26 protein-coding genes and 1 pseudogene are annotated in these 24,012 nt (G+C 66.6%); 13 read left to right on the top strand and 14 right to left on the bottom strand.

The window, feature by feature from the left end:
• Positions 1-8 precede the first annotated feature (8 nt).
• From PE067_RS08140 to PE067_RS08100, 9 genes are all read left to right on the top strand, one after another.
• The gene (locus PE067_RS08140) at positions 9-182 is read left to right on the top strand and encodes a hypothetical protein (RefSeq protein ID WP_276188747.1); all 174 of its coding nucleotides are present in this window, start codon (positions 9-11) and stop codon (positions 180-182) included.
• Positions 182-430 carry a hypothetical protein gene (locus PE067_RS08135; RefSeq protein WP_276188745.1) on the top strand — a complete coding sequence of 83 codons (249 nt, stop codon included), beginning with the start codon at positions 182-184 and terminating at the stop codon, positions 428-430. Before PE067_RS08140 ends, PE067_RS08135 begins: the two co-directional genes overlap by 1 nt.
• Entirely contained in the window at positions 423-674 is a 252-nt protein-coding gene (locus PE067_RS08130; RefSeq protein WP_276188743.1) for a hypothetical protein, read from the top strand. Before PE067_RS08135 ends, PE067_RS08130 begins: the two co-directional genes overlap by 8 nt.
• Positions 671-2,833 (top strand): DNA cytosine methyltransferase, encoded by a 2,163-nt coding sequence (locus PE067_RS08125; protein ID WP_276188741.1) that lies wholly within the window; start codon positions 671-673, stop codon positions 2,831-2,833. The genes PE067_RS08130 and PE067_RS08125 overlap by 4 nt, the downstream gene beginning before the upstream one ends.
• The gene (locus PE067_RS08120; RefSeq protein WP_276188740.1) at positions 2,830-3,060 is read left to right on the top strand and encodes a hypothetical protein; all 231 of its coding nucleotides are present in this window, start codon (positions 2,830-2,832) and stop codon (positions 3,058-3,060) included. Before PE067_RS08125 ends, PE067_RS08120 begins: the two co-directional genes overlap by 4 nt.
• A gap of 151 nt (positions 3,061-3,211) precedes the next feature.
• The gene (locus tag PE067_RS08115) at positions 3,212-4,285 is read left to right on the top strand and encodes a site-specific integrase (RefSeq protein ID WP_276188738.1); all 1,074 of its coding nucleotides are present in this window, start codon (positions 3,212-3,214) and stop codon (positions 4,283-4,285) included.
• Positions 4,286-4,386: 101 nt separating this feature from the next.
• The gene (locus tag PE067_RS08110) at positions 4,387-4,950 is read left to right on the top strand and encodes a HutD family protein (protein WP_276188736.1); all 564 of its coding nucleotides are present in this window, start codon (positions 4,387-4,389) and stop codon (positions 4,948-4,950) included.
• Between the two features lie 95 nt (positions 4,951-5,045).
• Positions 5,046-5,795 (top strand): sulfite exporter TauE/SafE family protein, encoded by a 750-nt coding sequence (locus PE067_RS08105; RefSeq protein ID WP_276188735.1) that lies wholly within the window; start codon positions 5,046-5,048, stop codon positions 5,793-5,795.
• Between the two features lie 11 nt (positions 5,796-5,806).
• Complete coding sequence (locus tag PE067_RS08100) at positions 5,807-6,154, top strand: RidA family protein (protein ID WP_276188733.1); 348 nt, start codon at positions 5,807-5,809, stop codon at positions 6,152-6,154.
• Here PE067_RS08100 and lpxB read toward each other — a convergent pair.
• From lpxB to PE067_RS08055, 10 genes and pseudogenes are all read right to left on the bottom strand, one after another.
• A pseudogene (gene lpxB, locus PE067_RS08095) lies at positions 6,132-7,293 on the bottom strand (lipid-A-disaccharide synthase). The gene PE067_RS08100 and the pseudogene lpxB overlap by 23 nt on opposite strands.
• Positions 7,294-7,329: 36 nt before the next feature.
• Positions 7,330-7,680, bottom strand: a complete 351-nt coding sequence (locus PE067_RS08090; protein WP_276188731.1) for an LpxI family protein — start codon at positions 7,678-7,680, stop codon at positions 7,330-7,332.
• Positions 7,681-7,726: 46 nt separating this feature from the next.
• The gene (locus PE067_RS08085) at positions 7,727-8,128 is read right to left on the bottom strand and encodes a hypothetical protein (protein ID WP_276188730.1); all 402 of its coding nucleotides are present in this window, start codon (positions 8,126-8,128) and stop codon (positions 7,727-7,729) included.
• On the bottom strand, positions 8,125-8,910 hold the full coding sequence (lpxA, locus tag PE067_RS08080) for an acyl-ACP--UDP-N-acetylglucosamine O-acyltransferase (protein ID WP_276188728.1): 786 nt from the start codon (positions 8,908-8,910) through the stop codon (positions 8,125-8,127). Before lpxA ends, PE067_RS08085 begins: the two co-directional genes overlap by 4 nt.
• Positions 8,903-9,382: a 3-hydroxyacyl-ACP dehydratase FabZ gene (gene fabZ / locus PE067_RS08075; protein ID WP_276188726.1), complete on the bottom strand. Its 480-nt coding sequence runs from the start codon at positions 9,380-9,382 to the stop codon at positions 8,903-8,905. Before fabZ ends, lpxA begins: the two co-directional genes overlap by 8 nt.
• Positions 9,383-9,485: 103 nt before the next feature.
• Complete coding sequence (locus PE067_RS08070; protein ID WP_276188724.1) at positions 9,486-11,597, bottom strand: hypothetical protein; 2,112 nt, start codon at positions 11,595-11,597, stop codon at positions 9,486-9,488.
• Positions 11,594-12,439, bottom strand: a complete 846-nt coding sequence (locus PE067_RS21835) for a DUF4159 domain-containing protein (RefSeq protein ID WP_346429672.1) — start codon at positions 12,437-12,439, stop codon at positions 11,594-11,596. Before PE067_RS21835 ends, PE067_RS08070 begins: the two co-directional genes overlap by 4 nt.
• Positions 12,436-14,373 (bottom strand): BatA domain-containing protein, encoded by a 1,938-nt coding sequence (locus tag PE067_RS08065; protein ID WP_346429671.1) that lies wholly within the window; start codon positions 14,371-14,373, stop codon positions 12,436-12,438. Before PE067_RS08065 ends, PE067_RS21835 begins: the two co-directional genes overlap by 4 nt.
• Positions 14,373-15,272 carry a DUF58 domain-containing protein gene (locus PE067_RS08060; protein WP_276188723.1) on the bottom strand — a complete coding sequence of 300 codons (900 nt, stop codon included), beginning with the start codon at positions 15,270-15,272 and terminating at the stop codon, positions 14,373-14,375. Before PE067_RS08060 ends, PE067_RS08065 begins: the two co-directional genes overlap by 1 nt.
• Positions 15,269-16,270, bottom strand: a complete 1,002-nt coding sequence (locus PE067_RS08055) for a MoxR family ATPase (RefSeq protein WP_276188720.1) — start codon at positions 16,268-16,270, stop codon at positions 15,269-15,271. Before PE067_RS08055 ends, PE067_RS08060 begins: the two co-directional genes overlap by 4 nt.
• 62 nt (positions 16,271-16,332) lie before the next feature.
• Here PE067_RS08055 and PE067_RS08050 point away from each other — a divergent pair, with 62 nt between their 5' ends.
• On the top strand, positions 16,333-16,872 hold the full coding sequence (locus PE067_RS08050; RefSeq protein ID WP_276188718.1) for a DUF1285 domain-containing protein: 540 nt from the start codon (positions 16,333-16,335) through the stop codon (positions 16,870-16,872).
• Between the two features lies 1 nt (position 16,873).
• Positions 16,874-17,626 (top strand): TIM barrel protein, encoded by a 753-nt coding sequence (locus PE067_RS08045; protein WP_276188716.1) that lies wholly within the window; start codon positions 16,874-16,876, stop codon positions 17,624-17,626.
• A 176-nt stretch (positions 17,627-17,802) separates the two neighbouring features.
• Here the strand turns inward: PE067_RS08045 and PE067_RS08040 are convergent, their stop codons facing one another.
• From PE067_RS08040 to PE067_RS08025, 4 genes are all read right to left on the bottom strand, one after another.
• Complete coding sequence (locus tag PE067_RS08040; RefSeq protein WP_276188714.1) at positions 17,803-20,133, bottom strand: aldehyde dehydrogenase family protein; 2,331 nt, start codon at positions 20,131-20,133, stop codon at positions 17,803-17,805.
• 20 nt (positions 20,134-20,153) lie between these two features.
• The gene (deoC, locus tag PE067_RS08035; protein WP_276188712.1) at positions 20,154-21,104 is read right to left on the bottom strand and encodes a deoxyribose-phosphate aldolase; all 951 of its coding nucleotides are present in this window, start codon (positions 21,102-21,104) and stop codon (positions 20,154-20,156) included.
• Between the two features lie 83 nt (positions 21,105-21,187).
• Entirely contained in the window at positions 21,188-21,838 is a 651-nt protein-coding gene (locus PE067_RS08030) for a DUF1523 family protein (protein ID WP_276188710.1), read from the bottom strand.
• A 12-nt stretch (positions 21,839-21,850) separates the two neighbouring features.
• On the bottom strand, positions 21,851-22,132 hold the full coding sequence (locus PE067_RS08025) for a hypothetical protein (RefSeq protein WP_276188708.1): 282 nt from the start codon (positions 22,130-22,132) through the stop codon (positions 21,851-21,853).
• Between the two features lie 144 nt (positions 22,133-22,276).
• Here PE067_RS08025 and PE067_RS08020 point away from each other — a divergent pair, with 144 nt between their 5' ends.
• Positions 22,277-23,563, top strand: a complete 1,287-nt coding sequence (locus PE067_RS08020; protein WP_276188706.1) for an acetylornithine deacetylase/succinyl-diaminopimelate desuccinylase family protein — start codon at positions 22,277-22,279, stop codon at positions 23,561-23,563.
• Positions 23,564-23,632: 69 nt separating this feature from the next.
• Positions 23,633-23,926: a septum formation initiator family protein gene (locus PE067_RS08015; RefSeq protein ID WP_276188704.1), complete on the top strand. Its 294-nt coding sequence runs from the start codon at positions 23,633-23,635 to the stop codon at positions 23,924-23,926.
• The last annotated feature ends 86 nt before the right edge of the window (positions 23,927-24,012 follow it).

Below are 24,012 nucleotides of genomic sequence, written 5' to 3'. Positions count from 1 at the left end.
TATCCAGCATGAGCAGCAGCTATCGCGGCATCACCATCCTGCGCCCCGAAGTGCCGGGCGCTCTCTACATCTGGGCGCACGATGAAACAGACGCGCACGGCGCCGCAGAGACGATAGACGAAGCGAAAACCCAGATCGATCGGCATCTGGGTTGGGATGACGCTCAGGGAGAACCTGCCTGATGCCGATCTATCCTCCCCATCCCGATCCCTTCGACTGCGCCATCTGCGGCAAGGTGCGCCCGCTGCAATGGCAAGACCCGTCGCATATGGACTATCCACCGGTCTGTTGGAGGTGCGAGCAATTCGGGTGGAGGCTGGGGCCGATCACCCGCAAGCCCGACATGCGTCTTGCCAAGCAGATTGCGGCGCTGGCCGAGGCGCTGGACGAAGAAGCCAGCCGGAAAATCTATGAGGCTCGCCATGGCTGAGCGGGACTATGTCAGCACACCGGTCGCGGACAGCCTTGGGCTGCGCGATATCATCCTCGGCCTTGCCGCCGACCTCCAGCAGCTGCGCGACGGAAAGATCAGCCCGACCGAGGCGCTCGCGCGTGCTGCACTGGCCAAGCAGATGTTCAACGGCGTCCGGCTCTACATGCAGGCGGTGAAGACAATCGAGGCCGCCGCGAGAGATGTGACCGCGCCGCGCGCGATAAAGGGCGCAGACCAATGACCTTCCAACCCCACCTCCCCATGATCATCGACAGCTTCGCGGGCGGCGGCGGCGCGTCGACCGGGATCGAGATGGCCCTGGGCCGCTCGCCCGATGTGGCCATCAACCACAGCGCCAAGGCGCTGGCCCTGCACGCGGCCAACCACCCCGAGACGCTGCACTTGGACAGCAATATTTGGGACGTTGACCCGCTGACCGTTACGCAGGGGCGCCATGTCGGCCTGCTCTGGGCCAGCCCGGATTGCAAGCATTTTTCGAAAGCCAAGGGCGGGGCCCCGCGCGACCGCAATATCCGGGATCTGGCGTGGATCGTGGTGAAATGGGCCGAGGAAGCCAAGCCCGACGTGATCGCTATGGAAAACGTCGAGGAATTTGTGACATGGGGGCCTATTGATGATGACGGCCGCCCCATCAAGGAATTTGCTGGCGTCACGTTTGAACTCTGGTTGTCCCGCCTGAAAAAGGCCGGATACAAAGTCCAGTGGCGCGAACTGCGCGCCTGCGACTATGGCGCGCCCACGATCCGCAAGCGGTGGTTTCTGGTAGCGCGCCGCGACGGGCGCCCCATCACCTGGCCTAAGCCGACCCATGGCGACCCGAAATCGCCCGCAGTGCGCAAGGGCAAGCTGCTCCCTTGGGTCGGCGCGCATACCTGCATCGACTGGTCGCAGCCCTGCCCCTCGATCTTCGACACCGGCCCCGAAATCATGGCCAAGCACGGCCTGCGCGCGGTGCGACCGCTGGCCAAGAACACCATGGCCCGCGTGGCGCGCGGCATGGGCCGCTATGTCATCGAGGCGGACCGGCCGTTTCTGGTCAACCTGACCCACGGCGGGCGGGTCGAGGATGTCACCGCGCCCATTAAGACCATCACCGGCGCGCACCGGGGCGAAAAGGCTGTTGTGGTGCCGACCATCGTCGGTTGCGGCGGCAGGGCCGGGCAGAGTCGCCCGCGCGGCGGGGATGAGCCTTTCGCGACCGTGACGGCCAAGGCCGATGCCTGTGTCACCACGGCCCACCTGATGAGCCTCAAGGGCACGGCGCGGCGCGACAGCGCGATCAGCACGCCACATCCCACGGTGCTGGCCGGTGGCGGGCATAGCGCGCTGATCGCGGCCAGCCTGCAGCGCTTCAACAGCGGCGCGACCGGGCAGGATCTGCGCGATCCACTGGCGACCATCACCGCGAATAGCTGGATCAAGAAACCGGGCGGCGCGGCACCCCTTGGGCTGCTGGCGCCCTATCTGGCCAGCATCGCGCACGGCGACAGTGGCGGGCGGCGCGAATACCCCCTGACCGATCCGCTCGGCACCGTCACGGTCGGCGGCATCCAGCACGCGGTTATTTCGCCCGTGCTGACCTATGCACAGCAGGGCGGCGGCAATCGCTCGATCGAGGATCCGCACCATACGATTTGCGCCTCGAAAAAGGATCAGAACAGCTTGATCGCGGCTACCATGGTGCAGACCGGCTATGGTGAGCGTCAGGGCCAAGCCCCGCGCGCGCTGGACGTGCAGGCACCGCTTGGCACGGTGGTCGCCGGCGGTGCGAAGCACGCGCCCATCGCCGCATTTCTGGCCCAGCAGAACGGCGGGCCCCGCATGAGCGCGCACGCGGGCCACGATCCGCGCGACCCGATCAGCACCATCGCCGGATCGGGCAGCCACCAGACCCCGGTCGCAGCCTTTTTTGCCAAATACTACGGCACCGGCGACGGCGCGCGCACGGACGATCCGCTGCACACCGTCACGGTCAAGGATCGCATGGCGCACATGCAGGCCGAGCTGGCCGCGCCGCCCTTCGCACCCGAGCATCACGCCCGCGCGCGCCAGGTGGCCGAGTTCCTGCGCGATCATGGCGCATGGACCGGGGGCGAGTTCGTCACGCTGGAAATCGACGGCGCGACCTATGTCGTCATCGACATCGGCATGCGGATGCTGACCCCACGCGAACTGTTCCGCGCCCAGGGTTTCCCGAACGATTACGTAATCGAGGGCGTTTGGCAGCAGGATGAGGCCGGGGAATGGGTCTGGCAGGGATTTGCCAAGGACGTGCAGGTCAGCTGCTGTGGCAACAGCGTTTGCCCACCCATCGCCGCCGCCATCATCAGCGCGAATTGCCAGCATCTGGCCGCCGCGCGCGAAAGGGTGACGGCATGACCGAAGCACCGCACGGCGTCCTCGATCTGATTATGACCGGCCCGGTCTGGGTCCTCGCCAGATCCGATGACTGGACCGATTTCCTCGGCCGCGAAATCCACAGCCGCCTGACCTGGCGCGAGGCGCTGCAGATCCGCGCCGAGCTGCTGACCACTGATCCCGACCGGATCATCCACATGACGATTTGCCAAAAGGAGCTGGACAGATGCCGACAATGCAGCTGCTGACACCCACCGAAGCGGCCGCCATGCTGCAGGTTTCGACCAAGACCCTCACCCGCCTCAGGTCAAAAGGTTTGGCCTACGTCATGCTGACCGGTGGAACTATCAGATTCAGAAGCGATGATCTGGCATCATTCATCAACAACCGGACAATACAATGCCATACCGTCCCAAAAACTCGTCCTACTGGCACTACGACTTCCAGATCCGGGGTCGTAGATTTCACGGAAGTTGCGGCACAGCGGACTTTGAAGAAGCGAAAGCGGTAGAGGCGCAGGCTCGCGTTGCTGCCAAAGCATCGTCATCCGTCACAGGCAGGTTCACCCTTGCCGAAGCCCTCGGAACATACTGGACCGATGTCTGTCAGCACCAAAGCAGCGCCAGGACCGCGAAAAGCCAGGCGGCGATGATCCTCGAAACGATGGACGGAAGGAAATCAATGGCGGACCTGTCCAACGCTGATCTGGCACGATTTGTTGCGACACGACGCGCACATGCATCCAATGCAACCGTAAACCGTCATCTGCAAATGCTTGGCCGGGCGCTGCGCTACATGGGCCGCGTCCACAAGGCGCAGATGCCAGACATCGACCTCAAGGCGGCCGAGACGCCCGAACCGGTCGAACGAATCCGCGAACTGTCACAGGACGAACAAAAGCGCCTGTTCGAACACCTGCGCCCCGATCTGCATGCCTTTGTCAAATTCGCACTGATGACCGGCGCGCGCCTGTCCACGATCACCGAGCTGCGGTGGAGCGATATCGATCAGTCTACCCGCAGAATGACTTTCCGCCTGAAAGGCGGCACGTCTATGCAATTCCCGATCAGCCCCGAAATCTCCGCGCTGCTGTCAGCCCTGCCGAAGTCTGAACTGCCTGAACATCGCCGGTTCGTCTTCACGTTCGAAGTCCAGAACCGCAAGGGCAACCCACGCCGCAAGATCGTGCCGAATGGCGGCGGTCTCATGGAGGATTTCCGGGCCGCGCTTGATGCAGCAGACATCGAGAATTTCCGATTCCACGATCTGCGTCACACATTTGCAACCCGGCTGCTGCGCCGCACAGGCAACCTCAAGCTGGTCAGCCGCCTGTTAGGCCACACCAGCGTCGATACCACCACGCGCTATGCCCATGTGCTGGACAACGACCTTGCCGACGCCCTGGACGATTTCAGCGTCTTGCAATCAGCCGAATCCCGAAGTAAATCCCGAAGGAGAAATAAAAGTGCTTAATCACAAACCCCTATGCGTGGTGTCCGCAGCTTCCCAAGCTGAATACGAGGGTTCGATTCCCTTCACCCGCTCCAACATCCTTTTCGGGCGGGACCTGCCAGATGAGCGTTACGATTCTGCGCGCAGCCGATCATCGGCGAATGCCGTGGAAAAACGGCAAGGGCGAAACCATCGAAATCGCGATCCATCCCGAAACCTCCGGGATCGACAGTTTCGACTGGCGCATCAGCACCGCATCCGTGACCGAAGACGGGCCGTTTTCGGGTTTTGCCGGGATCGACCGCAACCTGTCTGTGCTGACCGGGGACGGCATCCTGCTGACGGTCGGCGGCGATGAAACCCGGCTGACCCAGGGCAGCGCGCCCTCTGGCTTTGCGGGCGACCAGCCGACCTTTGCCCGGCTGATCGGGTCGGCCATCACGGATCTGAACATCATGACGCGGCGCGGGCGTTACGACGCGCAGGTGACGCGGATCGACCTTGACGGCGCGCGCCTGATCGAGCCGCAGGGCACCGCCTTTCTGTTCATGGCCGAAGGCGCGGCCAGCATTGGCGACAGCCCGGTCGCGCCGCTCGATTGCGCGAAACTGCATGGCCCGGCGGGGGTCACCGGCCGGGCAAGACTGTTCCTGATCGAGTTCACCCCTGCCGCGCCCCAAAGCTGACGCATCCCGCGCTTGCCCTTGCCCTTGCCGGGCCGCGCTGCCATTCTGCCCAAGGTTTCAACAGAAAAAGGGGCAGCCCGCGGGTCGCCTTTGACATGTCAGATCTGATCCTGCTTTTCGTCGCGGGCCTTGTCGCGGGCATTCTGAATGCCGTCGCGGGCGGGGGCACCTTTGTCACCTTTCCGGCGCTGGTCGCGACCGGGGTGCCCATCGTCATGGCCAATGCCACGGCGACGGTGGCCGCCCTGCCCGGCTATCTGTCGGGCACCATCGGCTTTCGCAGCGACATCGCCCAGACCGACCGCCGGCTGATGCTGCGCCTGACATGGCTGACGCTGATCGGCGGCGTGATCGGGTCGCTGCTGCTGCTGGTGTCGTCGAACAAGGTCTTTGCCGTGCTGGTGCCGTTCCTGCTGCTGGCGGCAACGCTGATTTTCGTCTTCAGCGCCCCGATCCGCAGTTGGGCCGCGCGCAACCGCAATCTGGTCGTGCCCTTTGGCGCGGCGACGATGATTCCGGTGGCGATCTATGGCGGCTATTTCAACGGCGGTCTGGGGATCGTGCTGCTGGCGCTGTTTTCGCTGTGGGGCATGACCGACCTGCATGAGATGAACGGGCTGAAATGCTGGCTCAGCTTTGCGCTGGCCCTGATCGCCACGGCGATCTTTGCCGTAGGCGGCCAGATCGCGTGGTTTCCCTGTCTGGTGATGTCTGTAGGCAGCATCATAGGCGGGCTGGTCGGGCCGCCAATCGCGCGACGCATTCCGATTCCCGTCCTGCGCGCATTGATCGCGGCCATCGGCTTTGGCATGACGGCGCTATTCTTCTGGCGGATCATCAACTGAAAGGAATCCCCATGTCCGATATCAAGCGTATCGAGGTCGGCCCCCGCATGAGCCAGGCCGTCGTCCACAACGGCATCGCCTATCTGGCCGGTCAGGTCGCAGAGCCGGGCGCCTCGGTCACCGAACAGACCACCGCGATCCTTGCCAATATCGACCGGCTGCTGGCCGAATGCGGCACCGACAAGACCCGCATCCTGACCGCTCAGATCTGGATGGCCGACATGGGCGCCTTTGCCGACATGAATGCGGTCTGGGATTCCCGGGTGCCGCAGGGCCACACGCCTGCCCGCGCGACCGGCAGATCGGCGCTGGCGACCCCGGATTACAAGGTCGAAATCATCGTGACCGCGGCGCTGTGATCGCCTGAATGACCGAATGCGCGGCGCGCAGGCCCGGAGCCTCGCCGCCGCGCCCCAAGCGTTCCATCGTCAGATCCATCGCGGCGAATTGCGCCTTGCGGACGGATTCGTTTTCCAGCACGTCGAACAGCGCATTGGCCATCGGTCCCGGCTGGCAGGCCTTGCCCAGGAATTCCGGGCACCACGCGGGTTTCACTGACCAGATTGACCAGCGTCACCGTATCGGTTTTCAGCAAAAACCCGATCAGCATCCGGCTGAGCGGCGCGACGTCATAGCCGATCACCATCGGCACATTGTTCGCCGCCAGTTCCAGACTGACGGTCCCGGATGCGGCCAGCGCCAGATCGGCGGCGGCGAATGCGGCGCGCTTGGCGTCCTCGCCCTCGACCACGATGGGCGTGGTGGGCCAGCGCGAGGTCATATCGCGCACCAACGCCGAGACCCCCGGCACCGTCGGAATGACCACCCGGATTTCCGGCACGCGGTCGCGCAGCCGGATCAGCGCCTCGTCGAAACGCGGGCCAAGGCGACCGACCTCGGTCCGGCGCGAACCGGGCAGGCACAAGATCAGCGGCACATCGGGCGCAATGCCATGTTCCAGACGAAAGGCGGCGGTGTCCTCGGGCGAGGCCACGGGTTCCGCGACGACCGGATGGCCGACGAAATCGCAGCTCATCCCCGCCGCGCGCATATAGGGCGGCTCAAAGGGCAGGATCGCAAGCACATGGTCGATGACCGGCGCCATCCTGGCCGCCCGCCCCGACCGCCATGCCCAGACCGAAGGCGCGACGTAATGGATGGTTTTCAGATCCGGGCGCAGGGCACGCGCGGCCCGCGCCACGTGCAGGCAGAAATCGGGGCTGTCGATGGTGATCAGCGCATCGGGATTCATCTCGGCCACGGCAGCGGCGGTTTCCGCGATGCGGGCCTTCAATTCGCGGTATTTGGGCAGCACTTCCATGATGCCCATGATCGGCAGTTCTTCCATCGGAAAGCGGCTGTCCAGCCCATGGGCGGCCATGGCCTGACCGCCGACGCCCAGGAATTGGGCATCCGGGTCAAGCTGGCGCAGCCCCGCCATCAGGGCGCCGCCCAATCTGTCGCCCGAAGGCTCTCCGGCAATCAGGAAATAGCGCATGATCCAACCTTTGCCGCGTTCAACAGGCGGGGGTCGTCAGCCCCGCGCCCAAAGGAATAGCCCCGCTGCCTGCGCGTCCTGAATGGCACGTTCGCGTTCCAGCAAGATGACACCGCCCGCCTCCCAGGCAATACCGGCAAGGTCGGCCTCGACTGCCTGACGCACGGTATCGGGACCGATGGTCGGCAGGTCGATGCGGCGATCCTGAGCGGGCTTCGGCGCCTTGAACAGAACGCCTTTGGACCCGTTCGGGTTCGGCCGCAGGTCGCGGTGATCGCGCATGAATTCCAGCATCGCCTGCGTGCCGGGCAGGGATTCGACCGCCATGCACAACCCTTGCGCGACGATCGCACCCTGCCCGATGTCCAGACGGCCCAGTTCCGACACGATACCCGCCGCCTGATCGGCGTCCTTGCGGTCGCGATCCGACGGCTCACCCGCCAGAATCCCCGGCCTGCGGCACCAGTTCGGGCAGGATCTGGTCGACGGACAGGACGCGCAGCCCGCTTTCCTCGAACACGGCCAGCACCTCGCGCAGGGCGGCGTCATCGCCGGTCTGCATGGCCATCAGGATGCGCGGCACGATCTGCAGGGTCTGCGGGTCGAACAGGTCGGGTTCCAGCCGGGGCCGGCGGATTGCGCCCGCGAAAACCACCTGTTCGATGCCATCCGCCACCAGCTTGTCCAGAAAAGGCACCAGCCGCTCCAGCCGAAAGGGCGCGGCCTGAACCAGCGGGTTCAACCCGTCCAGCGCATAGACGGCGGGGCCGTCCAGCGCGCCGACGACGGCGGGGGCCAGCAGCCCCTCGCCCGCGATGACGGCGGTGCGGCTCATGGGTGGGGCGCCAGAAAGCTGCGGTCCGAAGGGCCGAGGATGAAATCCAGCACCTCGCGCACCATCGGGCCGTGTTCGCCTGCGGCCAGGTGGCGGGCGGTGTCGCGGAACGACCCCTTGCCCAGTTCCCCCAGCATGTCGCGCAAGGCGTGGATTTCGTCGCGCGAGGCCCCGCGCCGCTTCAGCCCGACCAGATTGAGCCCGTCCAGATGGCCGCGCGGACCCTGCACCAGACCAAAGGGGATGACATCGGCCGTGACCATTGTCACCGCCCCGATCATCGCGCCGCGCCCGATGCGGACGAATTGATGCACGCCCGACAACCCCCCGACGATCACGTCGTCTTCCAGATGGCAATGCCCCGCGACCGAGGCATTGTTGACCAAAATCACGCGGTTGCCGATCACGCAGTCATGGGCGACATGACTGCCCGCCATGAACAGCCCGTCATCGCCGATTTTGGTGACGCCGCCACCGCCTTCGGTGCCGGGGTTCATCGTGACATATTCGCGGATGCGGTTGCGCGCGCCGATCTCCAGCCTTGTGTCTTCGCCGCGGAATTTCAGATCCTGCGGCACCTCGCCCACCGAGGCAAAGGGAAAGACCACGGTTTCATCGCCGATAAAGGTCTGTCCCGCGACGACGACATGCGATTTCAGCACGACGCCCGCGCCAAGCCGGACCTGCGCGCCGATGACGCAAAACGGGCCGATGTCGCAGCCGGGGCCGATCTGGGCGCCCGGTTCGATCACGGCCGAGGGGTGGATGCGGGTCTCAGCCATTGTCGGAACGGTTCAGCATGGCCATGACCTCGGCCTCGGCGGCAAGCTGGCCGTTGACGATGGCGCGGCCTTCGAATTTCCAGATCTTGCCGCCGCCGCGCAGGGTTTTCATATGCAGTTCCAGCACGTCGCCCGGCACGACCTTGGCCCGAAAGCGGCATTTGTCGATGGACATGAAATAGGTGCCCATCCCCTTGTCGGCCAGATCCAGCGTCGCGCCGACCAGAACCGCCGCCGATTGCGCCATCGCCTCGATGATCAGCACGCCCGGCATCACGGGTTCCTGCGGGAAATGGCCTTCGAAATGCGGCTCGTTCGAGGTGACATTCTTGATGCCCACGCAGGACTGGCCCGGCACGATGTCGCGGACGCGGTCGACCAGCAGAAAGGGGTAGCGATGCGGCAGGATGCGCTTGATCAGTCCCGGGTCTGCCTCGGTCGGGGGCACATAGGCGATATCGTCGGCGGCCATCGTCGGTCCTTTTCGGAAGATTTTCATCTGCCTAGCAACGGGGCGTTTGCTTGGCAAGTTTCGCGGCGGGATCGCGGGTGGAAATCGGGGGCGGAATGCGCGGCTAGCCCTGCGCCCCACGCAGCCGCGCCCGCCCTTCGGACAGCCATCCGGCCAGCGCCAGACCGGCGATCAGCGCCAGCCAGGCCCATCCGGGCAGCAGCGGGCGGTGGGTCAGACCCGCGACGCTGGCCGCGTCGCGGGGCGTGATCGCGATCCAGTCGCCGGTCATGCCTTCGCCATGGGCGTCGCGGTCGGGACGCACGGTGCGCACCGCAGGTACGCCATCCGACAGGTTCATGATCGCCCCCCGCGTCGCCTCGGTCACGGCGCGAAAGGCATCGCCGCCGGCCACGGTCTGTTCGAATTCGCGCGGGGCGGCGGGGCCAAGGGCCAGCACCCGCGAAACCTCGCCATCGCGCAACTGGTAGATCCCCGGCCCCGGCGCCTGCCATGTCGCGGTGAACCGGCCCGGCCCGGCTTCGGTCAGGGGCAGTTCGCTTTGGCTGCCATCCGGGCCGGTGATGGTGATCGGCCCGGCCTCGTCCTGCATGGTGCGGCGGGTGACGGTGACGCGCAGATCGCGCCCGACATCGGCCAGCAGGGTTTCTTCCTCCAGTTCGGGTTCCTTCATCGACCAATGGGCAATGCGGCGCAACAGTTCCAGCTGCGGCCCGCCGCCTTCGAAACCGCGCCCCCACAGCCAGACCTGATCCGAGGTCAGCTGCGCCACCCGCCCCTGCCCGACCCGGTCCAGCACCAGCAGGGGCTGGTCGTCGCGCCCCGACAGCACGACCTGCGCGCCGGGACGCGCGCGGGCCTGCGACATGCGCAGCCAGCGGCCCCAATGGTCTTCGCCCTCGGCCCCCGTCGGTGCGCCGGACAGGCCGGAGGTCACGGGATGGCGCTGACCTTCGTCGGTCAGTTGCGGCAGGAAGGCGCCGTCCAGCACCCGCCCCGTCGGCATGGCGGGCAGGATGCCGCCCAGAGGCGAGAGGTTCAGGCTTTGCACCGTCGCCATTTCCGGCCCGGCAGAGACCAGCAGCGCCCCGCCTTCTTCGACATAGTGCTGGATATTGAGGTAATATTCGGGGGGCAGGATGCCGCGCACGCTGTAGCGGTCAAAGATGATCAGGTCGAAATCCTTGATCCGCTCCATGAACAATTCGCGCGTCGGAAAGGCGATCAGCGACATTTCATCGACCGGCACGGGGTCCATATTGTCCGGAGACCGCAGGATGGTGAAATGGATCAGGTCTACATTCGTGTCGGATTTCAGCAGGTTGCGCCATGTTCTTTCACCGGCATGGGGTTCGCCCGACACCAGCAGCACCCGCAGCCGGTCGCGCACGCCCTGAATCTGGATGGCGGCGGAATTGTTGCGGTCGGTCAGTTCGGCCGGATCCGATTGCGGCGCGGCAAAGCCTACCCGGACGACATTCTGCCCGGCATGTTCCGGCACGAATTGCAATTCCAGCGACTGGTCGGGGGGCGCGGCCAGCGATTGCGCGACCTGACCATCGACACTCAGGCTGAGCAGCGCGGGCGTGCCCTGGATCTCCGCCGGGACCGCGCCCTGATCCTGCACCCGGACGCGGATCGTCACGGGCTGGCCGATGATCGCGAAGGCCGGGGCTTCCTCGATCACAAGACGGCGGTCCCAATCGGCTGGCTGGCCGGTCAGCAGGACATGGACGGGCGCCGGAACCTGCGCGGGGATCATCGCCGGATCATGGGCCAGCCCGTCGGTGACCGCGATCACCCCGGCCAGACGGCTGTCGGGTTCGGCGGCGATCGCGCGGGTCATCGCCTGCCCCAGCAGGCTGCCCGCATCGTCGTCACCGACCGTCACGCGGCGGATTTCGGTGTTCGGCAGCGCCTCGATCCGGGCGGTCAGCTCGTCAAGCGCGGCATCGGTCTGACCGGGCCGGCCCGGCAGCGACTGGCTGGCGCTGCGGTCGTCCAGCAGGATGACGATATCGGACAGGGCCAAGCGGATCCCCGACTGGATGACCGGCACGGCCAGCGCCAGTGCGGCGGCCAGAATCGCCAGACCGCGAAAGGCCCAGCCCTTCAGCCCGTTCCATGCCGCCCATCCCGCCACGGCCAGCGCCAGCACCGCCAGCGCAGCCAGCACCGGCCAGGGCAGCAGCGGATCGAAACCGAGGCGTGTCATCGTATCCCCTCTTCGCCGCGCAGGCGGTCGAGCAGCGCAGGCACATGGACCTGATCGGATTTGTAGTTCCCGGTCAGCACATACATGATCAGGTTGATGCCGAAACGCATCGCCATTTCGCGCTGGCGCTGGCCGTCAAAGCCGCTGCCCACGGTGAACATCGGATTGCCGCGCCTGTCGACGGCCCATGCCTCGGCCCAGGCATTCGGCCCGATGATGACCGGGGACACGCCGTCGTTCAGCGTGCGAAAGGGCACGCCCTCGACCGCCGTGGCATCGGCGCGCGGGGCCTCGGCCCAGATCTGATTGCCCTGCCAGCGGCCGGGGAAATCCTGCAACAGGTAAAAGCTGCGGGTCAGCACATGGTCATGCGGCACGGGCGCCAGCGGCAGAATGTCCAGCGGTGCGGCCAGCGCCTGCAGGCTGGCCTGCCCATCCGGCCCGCCAAGCCCCGCGATGTCGCCGTCGCGCGTGTCGAACAGGATCATCCCGCCCGAGCGCAGGAAATGGTTCAGCCGCACATAGGCCTGCGGCGAGGGCGCGGGCTGGTCGTCGGTTACCGGCCAATACAGAAAGGTCAGCAGCGATAGGTCGTCCTGATCCAGATCAATGCCGATGGGTTCGCCGGGACGCACGGTCGTGCGCCGGATGAGTTCGCCCGAGAGGCCGCGCAGCCCTGCCTCTGACCCTTCGTCGATGCGGGGATCGCCGGTCACGACATAGGCCAGCGCGACCTCGTCCGCGGCGCGGACAAGGCGGGGGTCGGGGTCGCCGTCCTGCGCGCGCAGGGGGGCGGTCAGTGACAGGACGACCACGGCAATGGCCAGCAGCAGGCGGATCATGGCGCCCCCTTCGTGACCAGACGGCCACCCCGCGACAGCAGCGCGCTGCCAAGCGCATCCAGCGCAAACAGCACCGCCGCCAGCGCGATCAGCCAGCGCAGCAGCGCAATGCCCGGCTGCGCCCCCGCCGTTTCGACAAGCGCGCCGGGCCAGTCGGCCGGTTGCAGGGCACCGCCCGCATTCAGCGCGCTGCGCCGCTCGCCCGAGGTATAGACGCCCGCCGGCGCAAGCGGCCCCGGACCCTGCGCGAAATCGGCCCCCGACACGGGCGCCAGATCGGTTGCGGGCGTGGCGCGGCCAAAGCCGTCCAGAACCGTTTCTGCCGTCCAGAAACTGACTTCGGTTTCCGAGGCGGGATCGGATGCGGCATCCTGCGCGCGGGCGCTCTGGACCAAGCGGTCCAGCATCTGCACGAACAGCCCCGACAGCGGCAGGTTCGTCCATTCGGCATTGGCGGTGGTGTGGAACAGCACCAACTGCCCGCGATCCAGCGCGGCGCGCGAGACCAGCGGCGTCTGGTCGCTCAGCCGGGCGATGACATGCCGGTCCAGTTCCGGCCCCGGTTCGGGCAAAAGCTGGGCGCGGATGGTGACGTCTTCGGGGATGGTCAGCCCCGCGAAAGGCCCCGCCGCGTCAAAGGGCGCGATGCCGCGCGGTTCACCCCAGCTCAGCGCGCCGCCGATATCGCGGCCGCCCTCGCGCAGGCGCAGGGGCAGCAGCGGTTCGGCCAGCAGCCCCTGCGCGGCGGCCATGCGCGGCCCGGCGAAACGGATCAGCAGACCGCCTTCGGCGACCCATTCGGCCAGCGCGGGCGTGTCGGGCATGTCGGTCTGGTCGACGATGACGATGACATCCGGCGCAGCCTGCAAGACATCGCCGATATTGCCCGAAACGACGTCATTCGTCGCCGCGATCGCCTGACGCAGATAATGCATCGGGGACAGCAGTTCCTGACCTTCGGATGCGCGGTCGTCACCGACCAGCGCCACCTTGCGGCGGCGGATGCGGTCATCGGCCAGCACCACCGCCCCGGCCGAAGGCTGGCCCTCGATTTCAAAGCGGGTGATGCGGTTGCGCAGTTCCGACGGCAGGTCGATGGGCACGGGGCGGGTCACGATACCGGCATCCTCTTGTGCCTCGGCCGGGGTCAGGCGGGCCAGTTCGCGCAACACGCCCTGCGGATCGGGGCCGACGGCGCGGATCACCGGATCGGCGGTCGGGCCGGTCGCGCGCCAAGTCAGCCGGGGCTTTTCGCCGCCGATCAGCTCCAGCGATTGCACGGCGGCTTGCGGCGTCACCACCGTTACCGGACCACGCGTCGACAGCGCCGCCAGCCAGTCGGCGCGGCCCGGATGATCCAGCCCATCGGCCAGCCAGAGCGTGCGCAAGCCGCCCCCGGGCGCGCCGGACAGGGCCGCCTGCGGGTCGTCGGGATAACGGCTGTCCCAGGAGACCGGCTGGACCGCGCGCATCCGCGCCGCCAGATCGGTGCCCTGACCAAAGGGCAAGGCGCCCTCGTCGCGGCCATCGGCGACCAGCAGGGCGACCGGGCGCCCCGCGGATCCTGCGGCCTCGATTTCGCGGGTGGCGCGGGCCTGAAGCTGCGGCCAGCCGGGGGCATTGGCCCAACCGGCATCGACGACGAGCAGCAGCGGCAGGTCGGTGCCCTGCCCGGCCGAAGGCTTCCACACCGGCCCGGCGAAACCGATGATCAGCGCGGCAATCGCCAGCAGCCGCAGCAGCAACAGCCACCAGGGCGTGCGCTGCGCGATGGGGTTCGGATCGGCCAGCCCCAACAGCAGCCGCGTGCCCGGAAAGTCGACCAGTTTCGGCGAAGGCGGCAGCGCGCGCAGGATGATCCACAGCACCGGCAGCGCGGCCAGCGCGGCCAGCAGCCAGGGCGTCACGAAGCCAAGAGGACCCAGGATCAGCATCAGCCCTCCAACACCGAAGCGATCCACAACAGCGCCTGCGCGGGGGCGTTCGCCGTGTCATGCGTGCCGAAATGCCAGCCGCTGCGCGCGGCGGCCTGACGCAGCAGCTCGCGCCGCTCGGCCAGCCGGTTCAGATAGGCCGCGCGCAACCCTTGGGCATCGCGGGTATCATGGCGGGACGCGCCGCTGAGCGTGCGGAACAGGACCGCGCCGGAAAACGGGAATGTTTCCTCATCCGGATCAAGCACCTGCAGGATCGCGCCGCGCACGCCCATCCCGGCGGCACGTTCCAGATAGGACAGGACCGGGGCCGGATCGCCCAGAAAATCGGCAATCAGCAGGACGCGCTGACCGGGACGCAGGGCATGGATCGGGGGCACATCATCATCCGGCCCCGCGCTATCAGGGCGCAGCACCAGCCCCTGCGCGATGCGGTCGATCTGGGCGCGGCCCGCGCGCGGCGGCTGACCGGCCAGCCCGACCCTTTCGCCCCCGCGCAGCAGCGCAACCGAGATGGCCAGCGCCAGCAGATCGGCGCGGTCGCGTTTCGTGGCGCGATTGGGCGCACCCGAATAATCCATCCCCTGTCCGCCCGAGACCCAGACCACCGCCGCCTGCGCCGTCTGCAATTCGCGGTCGCGGACGAATTGCGCATCCGACCGGGCCGAGCGGCGCCAGTCGATGCTGCGCAGGCTGTCGCCGGGGGCGGCCGGACGGTATTGCCAGAACTCCTCGCCCGAACCGGCGCGGCGCAAGCCGTGGCTGCCCGCCGACAGCGCCGTGCTGAGCCGTTCCGCGGCCAGCATCAGCGCGGGCAGCCCCGCCGCCGCATCCTCGGCACGGGCGCGAAGCCGTTCGGGGGTGGCCTGTCCGGTCATAGGTCCTGCGGTCGCACTCACGCGGCGGCCTGCATCCGGTCTTGCAGCAGGCGCGCGATGATCGCATCGACGCTGTCGCCCTGCGCGCGCGCCGCAAAGCTCAGCGCGATGCGGTGGCGCAGCACCGGCGCGGCCATCGCCGTTACATCGTCCAGCGTCGGCGCGAACCGGCCCTGCAGCGCGGCACGGGCGCGCGTCACCATCATCAGCGCCTGCGCGGCGCGCGGCCCCGGCCCCCAGATCAGCGCCTCGGTCGTCCAGCCGGGCGCCTCGGGCGCGCCGGGACGGGCGGCGCGGACAATATCCAGAATCGCATTCAGCACCGATTCCCCGACCGGCATCCGCCGGATCAGCGCCTGCGCCGCAATCAGCCCCTGCGCGTCAAAAACCGCATGAGCCTGACCGGATTCGGTGCCGGTGGTCGCGATCAGGATGTCGCGTTCGGTGTCGCGGTCGGGGTAATCGACATCGACCTGCAACAGGAAACGGTCAAGCTGCGCCTCGGGCAGCGGATAGGTGCCTTCCTGCTCGATCGGGTTCTGGGTCGCAAGAACGTGAAAGGGACGGCCAAGCGGGCGGTGCTCGCCGCTGATCGTGACCTCGCCTTCCTGCATCGCCTGCAACAGCGCGGATTGGGTGCGCGGGCTGGCGCGGTTGATTTCATCCGCCATCAAAAGCTGGGTGAAAACCGGGCCTTCGATGAACCGGAATGCGCGGCTGCCGTCGGATTTCACGTCCAGAACCTCGGAGCCCAGAATATCGGCGGGCATCAGGTCGGGGGTGAACTGGATGCGCGCGCTGTCCAGCCCCAGAACCGTCGACAGCGTATCGACCAGCATCGTCTTGCCCAGCCCCGGCTGGCCGACCAGCAGCGCGTGCCCGCCCGACAGGATCGCCGCAAGCACCTGTTCCACAACCGCCTTTTGCCCGACAAACCGCCGCTCGACGCTTTGGCGGGCCTCGGTCAGGCGGCTGGTCAGCGCCTCGACATCGGAAACGAGTTTCTCATCCACGGCCATGACAATGCCCTTGTTCTGTTCTAGGACAGCATAAAGACAGGTGGCAGAAGGCTCCACAAGGAATGGCCGACAAGACTGACAAAAGCGTGAAATCGCTGGCCGAGGCGGCAAGCCAGGCCGGAAAGGGCGGATTGCCCCCGGTTCACCTGTGGAATCCCCCCTATTGCGGCGAGATGGACATGGAAATCCGCGCCGATGGCCGCTGGATCCACGAAGGCGCGCCGATCAACCGGCCGCAGATGGTGCGGCTGTTTTCGACCATCCTGAAACGCGAAGGCGACCGTTACTTTCTGGTCACCCCTGTCGAAAAGGTCGGCATCCGCGTGCAGGATGCGCCCTTTCTGGCCGTCGATGTGGATATCGACGGCACCCGGATCACCTTCACCACCAATGTCGGCGACAGCGTGACGGTCGGGGCTGACAACCCCATCCGCGTTGCCGGCACCCCCGATCAGCCGCGCCCCTATGTCCATGTCCGCGCCGGGCTGGACGCGCTGATCGACCGCAAGAGTTTCTACCGCCTGGCCGACATCGCCGAAACCGCCCCCGACGGGCGGCTGGCTGTCCGCACGGATTCGGGCTGGATGTCATTGGAGCCCTGACATGGCGCGTTTTGCCGCGAGCCTGACCTATCTGTTCACCGAATTGCCGATGCTGCAACGCTTTGCCGCCGCCAGGCGCGCGGGCTTTGACGGGGTCGAGATCCTGTTTCCCTATGACCTCGCGACCAAGGACCTCAAGGCCGCCGCACAGGACGCCGGGCTGGAATTCATCGTGCTGAACACGCCGCCCCCGAACTGGGCGGGCGGACCGCGCGGCTTTGCCGCCGAACCCGGCAACCAGTCGCGGTTCCGCAGCGATTTCGAACGCGCCCTGCGCTTTGCCGAGGCGCTGAAGGTCCGCCATATCCACATCATGTCCGGCAAGGCTCAGGGCGATCAGGCGCGGCAGGTGATGATCGACAACCTGACCTGGGCCTGTCGCCGCGCGCCCCATGCCAGCCTGGTGATCGAACCCGTGAATGCGGGCGATATCCCCGGCTATTTCCTGAACAGCTATGCGCTGGCGGCGGATATCATCGAACAGGTCGCCGCCCCCAATCTGGGGCTGCAATTCGACGCCTATCACGCCCATCTGATCAGCGGCGATGTCGTGGCGACATGGCACCATTATTCAAATCTGGTGCGCCATATCCAGATCGCGGGCGTCCCCGACCGGCATGAACCGCGTCACGGCGATATCGACTATGTCCGCTTTTTCCGCGAAATCGACGATTCCGGCTATATGGGCTGGGTCGGCGCGGAATATACCCCCCAGACCACGACCGAGGCCGGGCTGCGCTGGCTGCGCGAATGACCGAACGCAGCCGCGCGACGTAACGGGTGGACGGGGCGAACGGTCGCGCAAATGGGTCGCCCAACAGGTCAATCAAGTCCTGAATGACGCCCCCGACCAACGCGCCGCCCCCGGCAACCCGTGCCGATCAGCCATCAGCCATCAGCCATCAGCCATCAGCCATCAGCCATCAGCCATCAATAGCTGGTGCTGCCGGTCCCGGCGGGCAAGGCGCCATAGGGCAGCCAGATCGTCTTGTCGCGGCTGGCGTGACGCAGGAATGCCCGGCCCTGCGCAGCCTCGCGCTGCCAGTCATGGGCGGGCACGGCCCAGACCGGCTTGACGGTTTCGGCCGCCGCCATCTGCACCGCCTCCAGCCCCGCGCCGCTGTACCAGATCGCCTGCACGTCGTCATGCGCGGCCAGTTCCGCGATCAGGGGATCGCGCGCGCCGGTCACGATATTCACCACGCCCCCCGGCACGTCCGATGTATCCAGCACCTGATACAGCATCAGCGCCGCCAGCGGGTTCGACTGCGACGCCACAGCGACCACGGTATTGCCCACAGCGATCGCGGGCAGGACCAGCGACAGGAACCCCGCCAGACCCGAGCCATTCGGGCAGGCGATCCCCATCACCCCATGCGGTTCCGGCTGGACATGGACCAGATGGCCGGGCCTGGCCGCGATGGTCGTGCCGTCGAATTTATCGGCAAAGCCCGCGTAGAAAAAGCAGCGGCGGATCGCGGTATCGACCTCGGATTCCGATGTCAGGGCGGCGAATTCGCGGTGGCGCTGCGACAGGTTTTCGGCGATGAAATACAGCACCTGCGCGCGGCCATGCGCGCCCAGCCCCAGCCATTTGGCGCGGCCTGCATGGGCGGCCTCGACCGCGTTGCGGATGTCCTTGCGGCTGCCAAGCGGGATCAGCGCGCCCTGCGCCTGATAGCTGGCGCCGCCATCAGGGCGCTTCTGCGCGCCGCCGATATACAGTTTCGGCGTGCGGTCGATCTGGCCCGGCGTGCCGTAACCTTCGGGCAGCGCGGAAATCGGTTTCGGGGCGGGGTCGCGCTTTTCGCGGACCTTGGGCGCGGCCAGATAATCCAGCATCCCCGCGCGCCCGCCTTCGCGACCGTAACCGCTTTCACGCACCCCGCCAAAGGGCGCGGCGGCATCGAAGATATTGGCGCAATTCACCCAGACCACGCCCGCCCTGACCCGCGCGGCCATATCGGTCGCGACGGTCGCGCTTTCCGACCAGATGCTGGCGGCAAGGCCGTAGCGGGTGTTGTTGGCCAGATCGGCGGCTTCGTCCGGAGTGCGGAACGTGGACAGGGTCGCGATCGGGCCAAAGATTTCCTCGGACATGCCGGGGTTTGCCGGGGCGATGTTGCGCAGATAGCCGGGCGCGATGAAACAGCCCTCCTCTGCCGCGCCGCCGACCAGTTCAGCACCCGCCGCGACCGCACGGTCGCAAATCGACAGGATGCGGGCCTTTTGGATCGGATGAACGATGGCCCCGACATCGGTGGATTTGTCCAGCGGCGCGCCGACCCGCAACCGTTCCATCCGCGCGCACAGCAGCCTTTCGAACCGCGCCGAGACCGATTCCGCGACCAGAATCCGCGACCCCGCGCAACAGACCTGTCCCTGATTGAACCAGATCAGATCGACGACGCCCTCGACGGCGGCATCCAGATCGGCGTCGGGCATGACGATGAACGGCGACTTGCCGCCCAGTTCCAGCGTCAGCCGCTTGGCGCTGCCCGCCGTGGCGCGGGCAATCGCCCGGCCCACCTCGGTCGAGCCGGTGAATGCCACCTTGTCCACATCGGCGGAGACCAGCAATTCGCCGGTTTCCCCATCGCCGGTGACGATATTGACGACGCCCGCAGGCAGGCCGACCTCGGCGCAGATCTCGGCAAAGGCCAGCGCGGTCAGGGGGGTGAATTCGGCGGGCTTCAGCACGACGGTATTGCCCGCAGCCAGCGCGGGCGCGATTTTCCAGGCCAGCATCAGCAGCGGGAAATTCCACGGAATCACCTGCGCGCAGACGCCAAGCGACGTGTGGCCGGGAAATTCGCTGTCGCGCAATTCCGCCCAACCGGCGTGGTGATAGAAATGGCGCACGACCAGCGGCACGTCGATATCGCGGCTTTCGCGGATCGGCTTGCCGTTGTTCAGGGTTTCCAGCACCGACAGAAACCGTTCGCGTTTCTGGATCACCCGCGCAATCGCATACAGGAACCGCGCCCGTTCATGCCCGGACAGCGCCGCCCATTTCGGTTGCGCCTTGCGCGCGGCGCGGACGGCGCGGGCGACATCATCGGCGCTGCCCTGCGACACCTGCGCCAGCACGGCCCCGCTGGCCGGGTCGATGACCGCGAACGGCCCGACTGGCGCGGTAAAGGCGCCGCCGATGAAATGGCCGAAATCGCCGCGCGCGGCCAGCCATGCGCGCACCGCGCCCGCATCCTCGACCGAGGGGCCGTATTCCATCGTTTCCATGATCCCGCTCACGCTTGGCATGATATCAGCCCTTGTTCCCGTCAGCCCGCAGCCAGTCGATAAGAGGCGGCGTAGCGCCCGGTGACATGATGCGAGACCTGTCTTTCAATATCGCCAAGCAGCGACGAGGCACCGATGCGGAACAGATCCGGGGCCAGCCAGTCGCGGCCCAGTTCTTCCAGCATCATCACCTGCCAGTTCAGCGCATCTTTCGCGGTTTTCAGCCCGCCCGCCGGTTTGAAGCCGACGATATGGCCCGATTGCGCGCGATAGTCGCGGATCGCGCGCAACATGACCAGACTGACCGGCAGGGTCGCGTTGACGGGTTCCTTGCCGGTCGAGGTCTTGATGTAATCCGCCCCGGCCTGCATCGCGACATGGCTGGCGCGGGCGACGTTTTCCAGGGTCTTCAGCTCTCCGGTGGCCAGGATCGTCTTCATCCGCGCCGCCCCGCAGGCCTCGCGCATGGCGCGGATTTCATCGTAAAGCGCCGACCATTCGCCGCGCAGGGCAAGGCCGCGCGAAATCACGATGTCGATCTCATCCGCGCCCTGATCGACGGCATAGCGGATTTCAGCCAGCCGCAGATCCAGCGGCATCAGCCCGGCGGGAAAGCCGGTCGCGACGCTGGCCACGGGGATATCGGTGCCCTGAAGCGCGCGTTTCGCCGCCGCGACCATCGTCGGGTAAACGCAGACCGCGCCGGTGGTCAGGCCGGTGACGCCAAGCGCCTCCAGCAGTTCGGGCGCAATCGGCTGGCGCGCCTTGGCGCACAGCCGGGCCACGCGGTCATCGGTGTCATCGCCCGACAGGGTCGTCAGGTCGATGCAGCGCACCGCATTCAGCAACCACGCGACCTGCCATTCCTTTTTCAGGCTGCGCCGCGCCGTCAGGCTGGAGGCGCGGCGTTCGACCGCAGGCGTGTTGATTCGGATCTGGTCGAACCAGTCGGGCTGGAAACCGGTGCCCGGATTTCGTGTTTCGGTGCTCATGGATCGCGCCTTGCCCGGGTTGCGAAAAGCCTAGACGCAGCGGCCCGGCACGGCAAGCCGGGCCTTGCGGATGTGCGGCCGGGTCATTTGCGCCCCGTCAGCCCGGCCCACCAACGCCCGATCCGGCCCCTTGCCCGGTCGGCGCGGGCGTCGGCGCGGTCCCATGCCTGATCAATGGACCGCGCGGCCGGGTCGATGGTGCGTTCGCGGAACTGGTTCCACATCCGCCAGATCAGCACCAGCAGCAGCCCGATCACCACCAGCACGATCTGCGCGCCCCAGTTGACGGGCCGCGCATCCGGGCCGTCGACCTGCCTGATCGACACGGCATTGGGATAGACCGACAGCCAGTCGATCCGCCAGCCATAGGACGTGACCGACACCCACAGCGGATCATTGCGGTTCGAGACCAGATCCGCCGCCCGGCCCTGCAGGGTCGAGCTGTTGTATTTGAAATAGGGCGGCCAGACCCAGCCCGTATCCTCGTTGCGGTAAACCCGGACCTTGCCGTTCGGACGCACCACGTCGATGAACAGAACGTCACGCCGCCCGGTGGTGTTCTGCGCCGTACCGGTATCGTCGGCGGCGAAAAAGATGCCGTTCGCGCCGATCTCGATCTGGCGGTTATAGGTGTTCGCGATCCGCACCGTCTGTTTCGACGGCAGCGCGTAATCCAGAAACAAGAAGACGGCGATGCCGAAAGCCACGCCCAGCCCTGTCATAAAATAACGCATCCCGGTTCCTGTTCAGCGATAGTTGACGAAAATGATGATGGTCGAAATCGTGACGAAAGGCACCACGATGACCAGCAGAAACAAGGGTATGCGGATGCGCCCGCCATAACCCGACATCGCGCGGCGGACGAATTCCCGCCGTTCGGCGGAATGGCCCCTGCGGTCGGGGTGCCTGCGGTCCCATTCCCTTTCCAGCGATCTGCGGCGGGTGCTGTGCATGTATAGCCAGATCAGGACGAAAAAGATCGCCTCGATCAGCAAGATGACCAGTCCCAGCCTGAATAACGCAGCCATCCGCCGCTCCACCACCCTGCGAATCGCACTCGCGCCGAAACGGCGCCCTTCTTTGCAACATGGCGCGTGGCGGGGGGACACCGCAAGTTGGCAGGCGCGGAAATCTGCGTTGCCGGGCCAGCTGCGCAAGGTTAGCCTGACCGCATGAGCGATGATTTTCCCGACACCCTGACCCCGCTGATCGCAGAGCGGCGCGGCGACCTGATCCGGCTGACGCAGGATCTGATCCGCATTCCGACGCTGAACCCGCCGGGACGCAACTATCTGCAGATCTGCGAATTCCTGCAGGCGCGGATGGCGGCGCAGGGCTGGGAATGCGAATTGCTGCGCGCCACCGGAACGCCCGGCGATTGCGCCGAATATCCGCGCTGGAACCTGATCGCCCGGCACCGTGGGCCCCGCCCCGGCCCCTGCGTGCATTTCAACAGCCACCATGACGTGGTCGAGGTCGGCCACGGCTGGACCCGCGATCCCTTTGGCGCAGAACTGGTCGATGACCGGATTTATGGCCGGGGCGCCTGCGACATGAAGGGCGGGCTGGCCGCCAGCATCATCGCGGCCGAGGCGTTCGTCGCCGCCCACCCCGATCACGCGGGCAGCATCGAAATCAGCGCCACGGCGGATGAGGAATCGGGCGGTTTCGGCGGCGTCGCCTGGCTGGCCGCGCGCGGCGATTTCGCCCATGTCGATCACGTCATCATCCCCGAACCCCTGCACAAGGACCAGATATGTCTGGGCCATCGCGGCGTCTGGTGGGCGGAAATCGAAACGCAGGGGCGCATCGCCCATGGCTCGATGCCCTTTCTGGGCGATTGCGCGGTCCGTCACATGGGCGCCGTTCTGGATGAAATGGAACGCAGCCTGTGGCCGCTGCTGGCCGCGAAGCGCACCGAAATGCCGGTGATCCCGGAAGGCGCGCGGTCATCGACCCTGAACATCAACGCGATCCACGGCGGCGCGTCGGAACCGCCCGAGGGCTTTACCGGCCTGCCCGCGCCCTGCGTCCCCGACCGCTGCCGCATCACCATCGACCGCCGCTTTCTGATCGAGGAAGACATCGCCACCGTCAAAGCCGAAATCGCCGGCCTGCTGGACCGCATCCGCGCCACCCGCCCCGGATTTTCCTATGAAATCCGCGACCTGTTCGAGGTCCAGCCGGTAATGACCGACCGCGACGCCCCCGTCGTGACGACCACCGCCGCCGCCATTCGGCGCGTGCTGGGACGACAGGCGCGCTATGTCGTCAGCCCCGGCACCTATGACCAGAAACACATTGACCGCATCGGCAAGCTGCACAACTGCATCGCCTACGGGCCGGGCATCCTGTCGCTGGCCCATCAGCCCGACGAATGGATCGGGGTGCAGGACATGATCGACAGCGCCCGCGTCATGGCGCTGGTCTTGCAGGACCTGCTGGTCACGGCGGCCTGACCGCGCATCAACAGGGATTCCCTAAGCGCGGGGGATATGGCATGATCGCCGCAAAAGAATGAGCAGCACATGTCCCAACGCCTCTCGATCAGTGCGATCGTGTTCTTTATCCTGATGCTGGCCGCCGGGCTGTATTTCGCCTTTGCCGCCGTGCAGGGGCCTTCGGGCATCCTGCGCCGGGTGCAGTTGCAGTCCGAAACCCAGGATCTCAAGGCCGAACGCGACCGGCTGCAGGCCGAGGTCGACCAGATGTCGAATCTGACGAAACGCCTGTCCGACGAATTTCTGGACATCGACCTGCTGGACGAACGCGCCCGCGCCGTGCTGGGCGTGATCCGCGCCGACGAAATCGTCATCCGCTGACCCCCACCACCCGCGAAACGCCGGCGAAACGGGCAGTCGCGCGCGCCCTGACCGCGCATGCGCGTTTTCCTGCGGCATGTCGGCCG

Source organism: Paracoccus sp. DMF-8 (assembly GCF_029309835.1).
GTDB lineage: Bacteria > Pseudomonadota > Alphaproteobacteria > Rhodobacterales > Rhodobacteraceae > Paracoccus.
The sequence above is the reverse complement of the archived record's forward strand: the minus strand, read 5'-3'. Positions and strand labels throughout refer to the sequence as shown.

Coding starts and splice junctions, on each gene's coding strand:
- PE067_RS08140 (WP_276188747.1), top strand. CDS start 9: ATGAGCAGCAGCTATCGCGGCATCACCATCCTGCGCCCCGAAGTGCCG.
- PE067_RS08135 (WP_276188745.1), top strand. CDS start 182: ATGCCGATCTATCCTCCCCATCCCGATCCCTTCGACTGCGCCATCTGC.
- PE067_RS08130 (WP_276188743.1), top strand. CDS start 423: ATGGCTGAGCGGGACTATGTCAGCACACCGGTCGCGGACAGCCTTGGG.
- PE067_RS08125 (WP_276188741.1), top strand. CDS start 671: ATGACCTTCCAACCCCACCTCCCCATGATCATCGACAGCTTCGCGGGC.
- PE067_RS08120 (WP_276188740.1), top strand. CDS start 2,830: ATGACCGAAGCACCGCACGGCGTCCTCGATCTGATTATGACCGGCCCG.
- PE067_RS08115 (WP_276188738.1), top strand. CDS start 3,212: ATGCCATACCGTCCCAAAAACTCGTCCTACTGGCACTACGACTTCCAG.
- PE067_RS08110 (WP_276188736.1), top strand. CDS start 4,387: ATGAGCGTTACGATTCTGCGCGCAGCCGATCATCGGCGAATGCCGTGG.
- PE067_RS08105 (WP_276188735.1), top strand. CDS start 5,046: ATGTCAGATCTGATCCTGCTTTTCGTCGCGGGCCTTGTCGCGGGCATT.
- PE067_RS08100 (WP_276188733.1), top strand. CDS start 5,807: ATGTCCGATATCAAGCGTATCGAGGTCGGCCCCCGCATGAGCCAGGCC.
- PE067_RS08085 (WP_276188730.1), bottom strand. CDS start 8,128: ATGAGCCGCACCGCCGTCATCGCGGGCGAGGGGCTGCTGGCCCCCGCC.
- lpxA (WP_276188728.1), bottom strand. CDS start 8,910: ATGGCTGAGACCCGCATCCACCCCTCGGCCGTGATCGAACCGGGCGCC.
- fabZ (WP_276188726.1), bottom strand. CDS start 9,382: ATGGCCGCCGACGATATCGCCTATGTGCCCCCGACCGAGGCAGACCCG.
- PE067_RS08070 (WP_276188724.1), bottom strand. CDS start 11,597: ATGACACGCCTCGGTTTCGATCCGCTGCTGCCCTGGCCGGTGCTGGCT.
- PE067_RS21835 (WP_346429672.1), bottom strand. CDS start 12,439: ATGATCCGCCTGCTGCTGGCCATTGCCGTGGTCGTCCTGTCACTGACC.
- PE067_RS08065 (WP_346429671.1), bottom strand. CDS start 14,373: ATGCTGATCCTGGGTCCTCTTGGCTTCGTGACGCCCTGGCTGCTGGCC.
- PE067_RS08055 (WP_276188720.1), bottom strand. CDS start 16,270: ATGGCCGTGGATGAGAAACTCGTTTCCGATGTCGAGGCGCTGACCAGC.
- PE067_RS08050 (WP_276188718.1), top strand. CDS start 16,333: ATGGCCGACAAGACTGACAAAAGCGTGAAATCGCTGGCCGAGGCGGCA.
- PE067_RS08045 (WP_276188716.1), top strand. CDS start 16,874: ATGGCGCGTTTTGCCGCGAGCCTGACCTATCTGTTCACCGAATTGCCG.
- PE067_RS08040 (WP_276188714.1), bottom strand. CDS start 20,133: ATGCCAAGCGTGAGCGGGATCATGGAAACGATGGAATACGGCCCCTCG.
- deoC (WP_276188712.1), bottom strand. CDS start 21,104: ATGAGCACCGAAACACGAAATCCGGGCACCGGTTTCCAGCCCGACTGG.
- PE067_RS08030 (WP_276188710.1), bottom strand. CDS start 21,838: ATGCGTTATTTTATGACAGGGCTGGGCGTGGCTTTCGGCATCGCCGTC.
- PE067_RS08025 (WP_276188708.1), bottom strand. CDS start 22,132: ATGGCTGCGTTATTCAGGCTGGGACTGGTCATCTTGCTGATCGAGGCG.
- PE067_RS08020 (WP_276188706.1), top strand. CDS start 22,277: ATGAGCGATGATTTTCCCGACACCCTGACCCCGCTGATCGCAGAGCGG.
- PE067_RS08015 (WP_276188704.1), top strand. CDS start 23,633: ATGTCCCAACGCCTCTCGATCAGTGCGATCGTGTTCTTTATCCTGATG.